This is a genomic window from Daejeonella sp. (assembly GCF_030695525.1).
GTDB lineage: Bacteria > Bacteroidota > Bacteroidia > Sphingobacteriales > Sphingobacteriaceae > Daejeonella.
The window spans coordinates 34,838-47,740 of record NZ_JAUYSS010000025.1 but is presented as its reverse complement, the minus strand read 5'-3'; the positions used below and the strand labels follow the sequence as shown (position 1 = coordinate 47,740).

The window sequence follows — 12,903 nt, the reverse complement described above, 5'->3', positions numbered from 1 at the left end:
AATTATAAGCTTTTAAGGGCAATTTTTATCAAAGCTTCAACAGATAAATTTTCTGTTGAAGCTTTGATTGCGCTTTCAAGCGACTTTTCAGCAATATTTTTGTTAAAACCTAACATAACCAAAGCTGATAACGCTTCATCTTTTGCCGTATTATGAACAGGCATGGAGATGAGTGAGTCAGGGCCTTCCTTTTTTAGTTTGTCCTGCAGTTCAAGTATCATCCTTTGTGCAGATTTAGGGCCGATACCTTTAATCCTTTGAATCAGGGGCACATCGCCTTTAACGATTGCCGCCTGGATCTCAGACGGTGTAATTGACGACAGAATCATTCTGCCGGTATTGGGCCCTATTCCTGAAACAGAAATCAGGTGCAGAAACAAACGACGCTCACCCTCCTCATAAAAACCATACAGGGTGTGAGCATCCTCTTTTACATGAAGCCAGGTATAAAGCTTGCAATGTTCCTTCTCCTCAAGTGCCGCATAAGTATTCAGCGAAATATTAATGTGATAACCTATTCCATTAGCGTCTAAAACCACATAGTTTGGAGACTTGAATACCAGTTTACCACTTATATATGCGTACATCTTTTTCGATTAATATTAATTCACAATAATTCGGTCTGTTATTATTCATTCTTTTTTTAAAGGCCTTTTAAATATGCCTTTTGGTTTTGGACTAAGCAGTGCTGAACTTTCTTCCTCCTTGGTCTGAACATCCACAACAGCTATGGTAACCATATTCACAATCTCCCGTACAGAACTTCCTAATTGCAAGATGTGCACCGGTTTATTCAGTCCCAGCAAGATTGGACCTACAGCCTCAGCACCACCTATTTCCTGCAGTAATTTATAGGCAATATTTCCGGACTCAAGATTTGGGAATACCAACACATTTGCAGGTGCGCCTACTAAAGTACTGAAAGGATAATTATCTTTGAGCAAATCAGGATTCATCGCAAAATTTGCCTGCATATCGCCGTCAACAGTGATTTCCTTATGCTTTTCATGGAGAATCTTGACTGCCTGACGAACCTTGTCAGGAACTGCCCCATCATTCGATCCAAAATTTGAATAGGATAGCATTGCAACTCTTGGCTGAATATTAAATTTCCTGACAGAATGATCAAGTAAAGTAGTTATGTCAACCAGCTCATCAACGCTAGGATTTTCATTAACTGTAGTATCACCAAAAAATACAGGACCCTTTTTTGTCAGCATCATATACATCCCGGCAACACGGTTAATTCCCTCTTCAATCCCAATTACCTGAAGTGCAGGCTTGATGGTAGAAGGATAATCTTTGGTCAGCCCGGAGATCAAAGCATCTGCTTCCCCAAACTGAACCATTGCAGCACCATAATAATTCCGGTCCTTCATCAGTTTTTTTGCCTCAAACAGGGTAATTCCCCGGCGCTGACGTTTTTTGTACAGGAAATCAGCAAACTTGTTTCTTTTTTCAAGTTCTTCTAGCGGATCGATAATGTTTACTCCATCCAGTTCAAGTTCGTTTTCCTGCATAATGCGACTGATCAGGCCTTTATTCCCCAGTAAAATCGGTATCGCAATACCTTCATCACGAACAATCTGTGCGGCCTTCAAAATTTTGTAATTATCAGCTTCTGCGAAAACTACGCGCTTAGGAGCACTTTTAGCCTTATTTGTGATGGTACGCATTAACTTATCGTCAAGGCCAAGGCGGGTTTTTAATTCCTCATTATACGCTTCCCAGTCGTTTATTACTTTGCGTGCCACACCCGAATCCATTGCTGCTTTGGCAACTGCAGGTGATACTGAAGTGATTAAGCGAAGGTCAATAGGCTTTGGAATGATATAATCTTTCCCGAATTTTATATTTTTTACATTATAGGCAAGATTTACTGATTCAGGAACCGTTTTCTTGGCCAGTTCAGCGATTGCAAATACTGCTGCCTTTTTCATTTCTTCATTTATTCCGGTAGCCCTTACGTCGAGTGCCCCTCTGAATATATATGGAAAACCGAGTACATTATTTACCTGATTCGGATAATCTGATCGGCCGGTTGCCATAATAATATCCTTTCGGGTTTTGATTGCAAGCTCATAGGCAATTTCAGGATCAGGGTTTGCCATTGCAAATACAATCGGATTTTTTGCCATTGTTTTAAGCATCTCGGCAGTCAATACATCAGGAGAAGAAAGTCCGATAAATACATCCGAATCTTTAACGGCCTCCGCCAGCGTATTAATCTTACGGGTAGTGGCGAATTCAGCTTTAGTACCCTCAAGATTTGCACGATCGCTGCGAATAACCCCCGAACGGTCAAGCATCACAATATTTTCTTTTCGTGCACCAAGGCTTACATATAAACGGGTACAGGAAATTGCTGCCGCACCTGCACCATTAACTACAATTTTAACTTTATCCAGCTTCTTCTTCTGCAATTCACAGGCATTGATTAATGCAGCGGCAGAAATGATTGCTGTACCATGCTGATCATCATGCATAACCGGAATTGACATTTCCTCCTTAAGACGACGCTCAATTTCAAAGCATTCCGGTGCCTTGATATCCTCCAGATTAATACCACCGAAAGTAGGCTCAAGTGCCTTAACAATGGTGACAAATTCCTCAATGTTCTGAGTATCCAGCTCGAGGTCAAACACATCGATATCTGCAAATATTTTAAAGAGTAATCCCTTCCCTTCCATTACCGGTTTCCCGGCTTCAGGGCCAATATCACCCAGACCAAGAACCGCTGAGCCATTGCTGATTACTGCAACAAGGTTTCCCTTGGCGGTATATTTATAGACATCTTCTTTATTTTCTGCAATCCTGAGGCATGGTTCTGCTACACCGGGTGAATAGGCCAGCGACAAATCACGCTGAGAATTGGTGGGTTTGGTTGGTACAACCTGTATTTTCCCGGGACGGCCATGAGAATGGTAGTCCAATGCGTCTTGTTTACGGTTAGTTTTACTCATTAAGTTTGGGAATTGGTCAGGTGGGCAAAATTACAATTCTTTTCGTTATAGATGTAATTAACAACAATAAGACTCCTGTATAACTATTAATTTAAGTTTTATTGATTTTAAGCCGCATTCCAACATTTATCGACGACGTTTTAAGTCCGTTAAGAGCTTTTATTTTACTTACACTTGAACCGTTTTTTTCTGCAATCTCTGAAAGAGTATCACCAGGTTTTACTGTGTAGTATAAAAATGGACTTGCTTTTTTCGGCTGTTCAGATTTCGAGGGTACTGACTTTTTTACTGCTGTAAGAAGTGGTGCCGGTTTAATCTGTTCAGCCGTTCCATTAAAAAGATCATATAAAGAAGAATAAGTAGTATTCTTTACTTCCGGAAGCACCAATGGCATTGGCATGGATTCTGATCCATTGATGATTTCCCTTTTAAAAGAGGGATTCAGAAGGAGGAGTTCATTCACATCAAGACCAGAAGCAGCGGCAATGCTACTGATAGATATCCTTTTATTTACAGGGATCACATCAGTCAATGTACTGAAGCCTGCCGGTTTAACAGAAATTTCATGATCCTTAAAATATTTCATCGAATAAACAGTAGCGATAAACGCAGGAACATAATTCTGGGTTTCGACCGGTAAAAATGGCCTTACCTTCCAAAAATCAGCTACTCCACCAGATTTTGCAATGGCCCTGGTAACAGCACCTGTTCCACAGTTAAAGGCCGCAATGGCCAACAGCCAGTCGCCTATTCTGGCATGCGCATCAACGAGGTATCTTGCTGCTGCATAACTTGCCTTCACAGGGTCCTTACGCTCATCGGTATAGTTATCCATAATCAAACCATAGCCTTTGGCGGTAGCATACATAAACTGCCAGGGCCCTACTGCACCTGATCGGGAAACCGCCTGAGGATTTAGTGCCGATTCCACCACTGTAAGAAATTTAAGTTCTTCAGGAATACCAGCCTCTTTCAATGCTCTTTCAAAGATGGGAAAGTAATATTCAGACAGACCGAGCATCTTCCCAATTTGTTCTTTTCTTCCCGTATATATGTCAATATATCGCTGAACATGTTCATTATAACTTAATGAAACATCTTTTTGGATAGACTCAAGCCTGTTTTTATAAACAAGGTTCTGGTAGCTCAGGATAGGGTCGTCAATAGAATTAGGAGTAAAAAGTGTATCTCCTGGATGAATACTCTTACCTGAGCTTTTAAGAATCGAATCCTGTTTCATCAGGGCTGATGCATGAATAGAAATTATCAGCAATAAGGAGGTAAAAAACACAGAAGCTATCGTTTTTCTCATATTTTGAAAATAGAGTAGGCAAATTTACCAGATTAAACAACATATAGAAACCTGGAACTTTATACGGTTTTAAGTAGCTCCAGGAATTTTTTTGAAAAAGCCAACAGATCAGCTTCTTCGAAGCGCTTGCCTAAAAACTGAATTCCTAACGGCAAACCGGCTTCATTATTGCCTACAGGCAAGGAAATTGCAGGAATACCTGCCAATGAAGCCTGTACAGTAAAAATGTCTGCAAGATAATTCACCACCGGATCATCACTTTCCTCACCAATATTAAAGGCTGGTGTTGGCGCGGTAGGTAGCATGATAAAATCATACTCTTCTAAAATATGATTGGTTTTATCCCGAATCAGCCGGCGTACTTTTTGTGCCTTTGAATAGTAAGCATCATAATACCCGGCACTGAGTACAAAAGTTCCGAGCACAATCCTTCGCTTCACTTCAGGCCCGAAACCTTCAGAACGGGAAGTCTTGTATGTTGATTCCAGATCATATGCACGTTTGCTGCGATAGCCATAATGTACCCCATCGTACCGCGCCAGATTAGAAGATGCCTCAGCCATTGTCAGAATATAGTAGGTGGGAACAACATATTCCAGATATTCAAAAGACACAGGCTCTACAACATGTCCTGCAGCCTTTAATGAATCTATGCTATTTTCAAATGCACATTTAACTTCAGGATCCAGCCCTTTAGAATGCAGGGCTTCAGACAGGTAAGCAATCTTTTCCTTTTTGCCTCCTTTGTTTTCTGAGGTATATGAAGGCACCATCCTTTGCGAAGCCGTACTATCATAATTATCTGAGCCAGCTATAACTTCAAGTAGTATTGCGGCATCTTCCACACAATTTGTGATCGGCCCAACCTGGTCAAATGAGGAAGCATAAGAAATAATTCCATGCCTCGAAACCCTACCATAACTTGGTTTCAAGCCTACAACCCCGCAAAATGCTGCGGGCTGACGAACTGATCCACCCGTATCAGTACCCAAAGCGGCAAGGCATAATCCGGCCTGAACAGCAACGGCTGCGCCCCCGGAGGAACCTCCCGAAACTTTGGTCTGGTCGGCATTATTTTTTACCGGGCCATAATAAGAGGATTCATTAGATGCCCCCATTGCAAATTCATCGCAATTTAGTCTCCCAATAATCAATGCATCTTCGGCAAGAAGTCGCTCAACAACCGTTGAAGAAAAGGGTGAAACATAATTTTCAAGAATCCTGGAACAGGCAGAAACTTTATGATTTTTGTAGCAGATATTATCTTTAATGGCTATTACCATTCCGGCAAGCTTTCCCGCCTTACCAGCAACCAGCTTTTGCTGAATCCGAAAGGCTTCAGAACGCACTTCATCAATAAAGACCTCTACAAAAGCATTCAGCTCAGTTGTTTCGTCGATACGTTTTAAGTAATGTTCTACAAGTAGGGATAACGTAAATTCTTTATCATGCTTTGCCAGGGCAGATTGAATTTTGGAAAGAGAAGAAATACCTTCCATGCCTCTAATAGTGTAATTTAATAGAAATAAAATTTATGATTATGCCACAAGATGCAAACAAGAATCATACGTATTGATAAGCCAGGATTGGCTTTCTATCGTCTCTATAGATTCCAAATAAGGCAATTTAGTTTAAAATAGAAATTTCCTCCGGCAATGATTATACCAGAGGAAATTAATTCCAGATAGAATATATTATTTAGTCTCCTGGTCTTTTGAAGTAGAGGCAGGAGTTTCTCCCTCGCCATTCTGAGCAGTCTTGAATTCTTTAATTCCTTTACCCAACCCGCGCATTAGCTCAGGGATTTTTTTACCTCCAAACATTAACAGTACTACCACGACAATTAAGATAACTTCAGTGGCTCCCAGTCCTGCAAATAATAACATTGAATTTGACATAATAATTTATTTAATGTGCGATTTTTGTATGCTCAAGCCCCGTATCTTCGGGATTATTTGTAATTTCTGAACCCGGTTCAACAAATGTGTTTTCAGGTTCATATCCGGCTACAGGATTACTATTTTCATGTTCCAGTTCTGTTTGGGATGCATATCCATGCTCCAATACAGCCTCATCAGGATTGGAATAGCCTGTTACGGCAGAGGTTTCGGTATCTATATAATCTGCAGCAGTCTGAACTTCTGATTTTACCTGCTCAGCAACCTCATTAACACTATTAATGTTGTTATGGATCTCCCTTTTAATTCCATCAGATGCATCCTTAAACTCTCTAAGGCCTTTACCCAAACCGCGGGCAAGTTCTGGAAGCTTTTTACCACCAAACAATAAGAGAACAACAAGGAATATCAGGATCATCTCCGGCCCTCCGATATTCATAAACAATAACACAGAATTAACCATACTCATCATACTATATACAAATATAGGCAATAAATTGCCTTTTTCTCAATAATTAATTTGCCAGCCAACCGGCAGGATTCATTGGAGTCGCTCCTTTACGTACTTCAAAGTGCACTTCAGTTGTCCCGTCAATAGGATCAGTGATTACAATACCTATATTTTGTTTTAACGTAACTTTCTGTCCTCTTGATACACTTACACTCTTTAAATTCGAATATACGGTAAAATATTCACCGTGCCTGATCAAAACAGCGTAGGAACCTGAAATATTCTGAACCGCAGCAACATCGCCGCCAAATACAGCACGAACAGCTGAACCCGGAGCTGTTTTAATATCAACCCCATTGTTTTCGGTAGTTACATTTCGCCCGATTGTATGATTCCCAAAATCCTCGATGATCATTCCATTCGTTACCGGCCAGGGAAGGCTTCCCCTGCTTCCCAGAAAATCGGAAGATAGTTTTGCAGATTCAGGTGTTGCCGCCAAAATACTCGACCCACTTGCAACAGGCTTATAATCAGGCGCATCCTTATTCTCTGCTTTGGCCTTTGCGGCGGCGGCCCTGGCTTCAGCCTCAGCCCTTTTCCTTGCCTCTTCAATTTCCCGGTTGATCGCATTCTGGATCGCCCTGTTTAAAATGGCTGATTCCCTTTGCTTTTGAGTAAGCTCCTGTTTCAACTTTTTCTCCTGACTTGTCAAAGTGTTCAGAACCTTGGACTTACTGTTCTTTTGTATACCGAGAGTCTGCTTTTCCTTCTGCTGATCTGTCAATATTTCACTTTTCTCCTTCTTGTTTCTGTCAAGTTCACTGATCTTAACATTTAGTTCTTTTTGGGTTCCTTCAATATACTGTGCCTGTTTCTTTCTGTATTCACTGAATTGCTGAAGGTATTTCAACCGTTTATAAGCCTGATTGAAATTGTCTGCTGCAAAAATAAACATCAGTTTACTGTAAGAACTCTGATTTCGGAAAGCAAACAGTACCATTGCTGCATATTCCTTTTTTAATTTACTGAGCTGGGACTGAAGCGAACGGACTGTGTTCGTATTATCTGAAATCTGGTTATCTAATAATTTAACCTCTGAATTGATAATATTAATCTTATTCTCACGCAGGCGGATCTGGGCATTCAGGGCACGGATCTCCTTCAGGGAAAGGTTCTTGTTATTGGCAGTCTGATTCAGGCTCTTGTTCAAAGATTCTATTTCCCTGGTCAATGCCTCCTTTCGCCTCCTAAGCTCTGAGCTACTCTGAGCAAATACAGCACTTACAGAACAAAATAATACAAGAAAAAGGATACACTTTAAACGCTTCATTCTGTCAAATGTATTTAATTTTTAATCAAAAACCGTTCAGGAACCCTGAATGGAAGTTCCAAAGGACCATCCAAATCTACTTTTAGAAACTTCAGATCAAGCAGAAACTTCTTAGTTTTAACTTTGGAATTCATCACAACTGTATGTGGAATCTGTTGCTGATTTACCAATATGAAATCAGAGTAATTGGCAGTAAGTTCCTGTTTTGCAAGCTCGTCATTCAAATTTGAATAGATTACTTTATTTTGAGGGCTCACCCGTAAATTATAAGTCATTGCCCCTAAAATAGTTCTCAGCTTAACTTCATCACGCTCCATATTTAGCTCAGTTGAATCAGTAATAAATTCTGAAATAGTGTTTCCAATCAGGATAGACTGAAGTGTTCTGAAGCTGATCTGCTCATTGGTAAACTCATAGATATAGCTGAATGGTTTCTTTATGTACACATTATCTAATCGATTCAGTATTTTGACACTATCTGGAGTGATCAATGCCCTGGCCACCTCCAGCCCCGCAAGTGCTGTTACCGAAACCCATATCACTTCATTGTTCCTGATACGGAAACTCATGTTCACATCATTGCTTTTATCGTTGATACTTAGCACCGCCTTAGATCTGACTGCCATGGTACTAAAGACCAAATCACTTTCATTTATAGATTTCAATTTATTATCTCTGGAATTATCCGGATCTGATGGAATAGCTGAGGTTTCAGGGACAGCAGGGGGCACCAAAACTACTTTTTTAGCCTTACAGCTCGTTAAGGCCACCAGAAGTAGCAGTGCATAAACCGTTTTAATCAATATATTTTTTTTCATTTATTTTTTTTTCCAGTGTGTCTGAGCGCGATCCAATTTCTTTTGCCTTTTGCCATTGTTCGACGGCCTTTTCCTTTTCTCCGAGGAAATATAAAATATCTCCGTAATGTTCTACCTGTACTGCACTTTTCGAATTATGCCGCAATGCTCTCTCAATCCAGGTTCTTGCTTCAGTATATTTCTTTAATTTAAAAAGAATCCATGCATAGGTATCTTCAGATGATGCATTATCAGGATCCAGTTCGTTTGAACGCCTTGACATTCTTTCGGCCTCATCCAGATTCTCCCCTCTTAACGATAAATAATAAGCATAATTATTCAAAACATAGGAATTTTTGGGATCCAGCTCAAGTGCTTTGGTGTAGGCCTGATCAGATTCCTTAAATTGTTTCAGGTAATTAAATGAATCACCCATGGCAGAATAGATCTGAACAAGTATCTCTTTGTCCTCAGTTTCAAGATCTAATGCACTTTTTAAATAAACGATTGCCTTATCATGTTTTTGAGTTTGCGCATAACCAATACCCGTATATAAATATAGTGCAGCCTGATTCGGAAAAATACTTAGTGCTTGATCCCCGTCAGCGATAGCCAGCTCAAATTCACCACGGCTAACTTCTATTCGCAAGAGTTGTTCCCAAATCTGATAGACCTGATCATTAATTGCAAGTGCTTTTTTGTAGGATTCCTGAGCTTGCGGATATTTTCGCTCCTGAAACAAAACATCTCCATTTACAGCATGGGCTTTCGCCTCATCAGGATGAACCCTCACCATGATTGAGGCCAGTTCATTCGCATAAGCCCTTGCCTTCATATCAGCAAACATTGGGAAAAAGGAAAGTACAATCCTCACCTTCTCGTCAATATTTAAATCAGGGTCTTCAAAAGCAACTTTCAGCTCAATAAATGTATTTTCAAATTGCCTGAGTGCCTTATAATTATCCGCAAGGGCAAGACGGACCATTGCATTCGCAGGTGATATCTCCTTTGCCCTGTTCAAAATCTCAACGGCCTTTTGTCTTTCACCTGCCTTGACATAAACCTCGCTCAGATAAATATAGTTTCTTAAGTCTTCGGGTTTTGAAAGAATTTGCTTTTCGAGTTCATCGCTGAGTTTAGCCGATTTACCTTGCTGCATCAGAACACGCTGTCTGGCTGATACCAGATTGTCTGAAGATCCAAATCTCTTCTCTATTTCGTCATAGGCATCTTCAGCATCTTCAACACGTTTTAGTATCAGGAGTGCATTTGCCTTGTCATAGTAATAAGACTCATTTTTGGGTGATATCCTGGATAATTCCTCCAGTACAAAAACCAGGTCATCAATTTTATTTGTTCTTTTATAGATATCGGAGAGCAATGCCCAGTACCATTCATTTTCAGGGCTTACTGTGACGGCTTTTCTCAGCAATCTTTCTGCATCCCCGGGCTTGTTAGCGGCTAAACTGATATTAGCCAACTCATACATAGCCGCATCATTAGCAGGATCCAATTCAAGTACTTTTGAAAAACTTGATTCTGCCTGAGCATAATTCATTGAGAGTTTTTCCTGCAGTCCATCAAAGAATAATTCCTTTACCCGGATACTATCCCTCTGATTTAGGGTCTTACCTATTACAATTACAGGCTCAGTCTTTTCAACTCTGTTCCGCTGCGCGGATAGAGAAATTGCACAAAGCAATAAAAACGATATAGCTAAGATCCTTTTAATCATAACTTTATAATCCGGTATGACCATAACCACCTGATCCACGAACTGTGTCGCTTAATACTTCAACTTCCTCCCAGCTTACCTGTTCGTGTCTTGAAATAATCATTTGTGCTATACGGTCACCACTATTTATTTCAAAATCAATATCAGAAAAATTGATCAGCAGAATTTTAATTTCTCCCCTGTAATCGGCATCAATTGTTCCAGGAGAATTCAAAATGCTGATACCATGCTTCAATGCAAGTCCGCTTCTTGGCCTAATCTGCGCCTCAAAACCTACAGGTAATTCAATAAACAAACCAGTCGGAACCAGCTTACGCTCCATCGGCTTTAAAATCAGGACTTCCGAAAGATTGGCTCTGAGATCCATCCCTGCTGATGCAGCTGTTTCGTAAGCCGGCAATTGATGGGATGATCTGTTTATAATGCGAATGTTCATTTTGTGCCTAAGATTAACCTAATTTCCTTTCTTTCAGAGAATAGGATGATTCCTGTAAATATAAGAAACAAGGCATTTCCTATGATCAGATTACGTTCAAATACTACAAATGCTACAAAAACAATACAAATGGAAGTTAAAAGGTAAATAATGTTCTTCTTGAGCTTATATGGTATGGGGTAATTTCGCTGGCCCCATAAATACGAAAGGATCATCATCACAGTATAGGCAGTCAGAGAGATCCAGGCCGAAGCCATATAACTGTACTCAGGAATGAAGATTACATTGAGGATGATCGTTAAAATAGCGCCGATCCCCGAAATATATAATCCATAACGCGTTTGATCAGATAATTTATACCAGATCGATAAATTGATATAAATTCCAAGACTAACATAACCAAACAATAAAATTGGGACTATTCTTAAGCCCGACCAATAAAGTGCCTGCTCGGCAGCATCCTTACCTTTAATAAAGTACTTGAGCAACTCGATATTCACTACAAGCAATACAAAGATCAGGGAAATGGCAATCACAAAGAAATTCATAATCCGGGCATACGTTTCGGATGAATTTTTATTTTTAGCATGACTGAAGAAGAAAGGCTCAGCACCCAGGCGAAATGCACTGATGAAAATACTCAGAAACACAGCGATCTTACAACAGGCTGCATAGATTCCTACCTCCTGTTCGGCTATATCAGCGGGCAAAAGCTGTCCCAGAAATATCTTGTCAATATTTTCATTGACAATGAAGGAAATATTGGCAATCAGTACTGGCAGACTATAAACAAACATTTCCTTCAGCAATGTGATATCATAGGTAAATGTCAATTTCAAAAGCTCTGGTATAAGCAGCAAGAGAGTAATCAGGCTTGCAATCAGGTTGGAAAGGAATACATAGCCTACCCAACCCTCCCTATACCAGCCAATTAAATAATCAGCACCAAACCAGCCTTCCTTTATGATCAGCGGAAATACAAATATGAAGATCAGGTTTAAACTTATAAATGTTAAAATATTGACAAACTTGATAATGCTATAGCGTATAGGGCGGCCATCAGCCCTCACTTTTGCAAATGGGATAACCGCCAGAGCATCAGCCACCAGGATGTATATGAAATATTTAACATAACGTGCATAATCAGGATCATACCCATCACCCTTCTGCATCCATGCAGCAATATCATCCACAAAAAGAAAAGTGAAAAGCAAGAATATCATCGCCATCAATGAGACCGTAAAAAAAGTATTGTTATATACTTTTTGCTTGTCGTTTTCATATTTATTGAGGTACCTGAAATAGGTGGTTTCCATTCCGAATGCCAGAAAAGCATTAAGCATGGAAGCCCAGCTATACATTACAGAAAAAATACCGTAAACTTTCGGGGAGTAAAGCCCCACATAAACAGGCGTAAGAAAAAAGTTTAAAAAACGGGCTATGACAGTACTTATCCCGTAAATAGCAGTCTGACCGGCAAATTTTTTAATTGCTGACAATGAGAGATAAGATTAAATCGTATTAATTATCTTTTTACTACTTCAAAATTAACATAGTTTTTCAATTCAGCTTCGCTGTAAGATACATTTTCAACTACTGCCCTGTCTGAGCCTTTATTGCAAAATTCAAGAAAGAGTTCGAGTGAGAAATCATCCCCTTCGGCTTCAATAAATACAGTTCCATCGGGCCGGTTGCGGGCTGTACCTTTGATTCCAAGCTGATCGGCCACAGCTTTACTCGTTGATCTGAAAAATACACCCTGTACTTTTCCGCTAATAATGATATCAAGATGTTTCATTGAATTGTTCTAAAAACTTAATTTAACGTGAACTCGACATAATACTTTAAAACCACATAGAAACATAGCATTCTATAGCATCTAGCCTAAATTTTAGGCACAGATAGCCTTGAAGCTTCGCTTCAATCTATATGATTTACAATCTATGTTTCCTTTAAAGCACTAGAAATTCAATCTATGTGG

General features: G+C 39.8%; 12 protein-coding genes. All 12 read right to left on the bottom strand.

Annotated elements, in window-relative coordinates; all coding sequences use genetic code 11:
• Positions 1–2: 2 nt before the first annotated feature.
• Complete coding sequence (ruvA, locus tag Q8S11_RS05670) at positions 3–587, bottom strand: Holliday junction branch migration protein RuvA (protein WP_305661108.1); 585 nt, start codon at positions 585–587, stop codon at positions 3–5.
• Positions 588–632: 45 nt separating this feature from the next.
• Entirely contained in the window at positions 633–2,963 is a 2,331-nt protein-coding gene (locus tag Q8S11_RS05665; RefSeq protein WP_305661107.1) for an NADP-dependent malic enzyme, read from the bottom strand.
• Between the two features lie 91 nt (positions 2,964–3,054).
• Positions 3,055–4,275, bottom strand: coding sequence for a lytic transglycosylase domain-containing protein (locus tag Q8S11_RS05660; protein WP_305661106.1), 1,221 nt, complete (start codon positions 4,273–4,275; stop codon positions 3,055–3,057).
• Positions 4,276–4,334: 59 nt separating this feature from the next.
• On the bottom strand, positions 4,335–5,774 hold the full coding sequence (gatA, locus tag Q8S11_RS05655) for an Asp-tRNA(Asn)/Glu-tRNA(Gln) amidotransferase subunit GatA (protein ID WP_305661105.1): 1,440 nt from the start codon (positions 5,772–5,774) through the stop codon (positions 4,335–4,337).
• 195 nt (positions 5,775–5,969) lie between these two features.
• A complete protein-coding gene (tatA, locus tag Q8S11_RS05650) occupies positions 5,970–6,173 on the bottom strand; it encodes a twin-arginine translocase TatA/TatE family subunit (RefSeq protein ID WP_305661104.1) in 204 nt (67 codons plus the stop codon).
• 10 nt (positions 6,174–6,183) lie between these two features.
• On the bottom strand, positions 6,184–6,612 hold the full coding sequence (locus Q8S11_RS05645) for a twin-arginine translocase TatA/TatE family subunit (RefSeq protein WP_305661103.1): 429 nt from the start codon (positions 6,610–6,612) through the stop codon (positions 6,184–6,186).
• Between the two features lie 76 nt (positions 6,613–6,688).
• A complete protein-coding gene (locus Q8S11_RS05640) occupies positions 6,689–7,954 on the bottom strand; it encodes a murein hydrolase activator EnvC (protein ID WP_305661102.1) in 1,266 nt (421 codons plus the stop codon).
• 14 nt (positions 7,955–7,968) lie between these two features.
• Entirely contained in the window at positions 7,969–8,772 is an 804-nt protein-coding gene (locus Q8S11_RS05635) for a DUF4292 domain-containing protein (protein ID WP_305661101.1), read from the bottom strand.
• Entirely contained in the window at positions 8,750–10,486 is a 1,737-nt protein-coding gene (locus Q8S11_RS05630; RefSeq protein WP_305661100.1) for a tetratricopeptide repeat protein, read from the bottom strand. The genes Q8S11_RS05635 and Q8S11_RS05630 overlap by 23 nt, the downstream gene beginning before the upstream one ends.
• 4 nt (positions 10,487–10,490) lie before the next feature.
• Complete coding sequence (gene dut / locus Q8S11_RS05625) at positions 10,491–10,922, bottom strand: dUTP diphosphatase (protein WP_305661099.1); 432 nt, start codon at positions 10,920–10,922, stop codon at positions 10,491–10,493.
• Positions 10,919–12,421: an oligosaccharide flippase family protein gene (locus Q8S11_RS05620; protein ID WP_305661098.1), complete on the bottom strand. Its 1,503-nt coding sequence runs from the start codon at positions 12,419–12,421 to the stop codon at positions 10,919–10,921. The genes dut and Q8S11_RS05620 overlap by 4 nt, the downstream gene beginning before the upstream one ends.
• 26 nt (positions 12,422–12,447) lie before the next feature.
• On the bottom strand, positions 12,448–12,720 hold the full coding sequence (locus Q8S11_RS05615) for an acylphosphatase (RefSeq protein WP_305661097.1): 273 nt from the start codon (positions 12,718–12,720) through the stop codon (positions 12,448–12,450).
• Positions 12,721–12,903 lie beyond the last annotated feature (183 nt).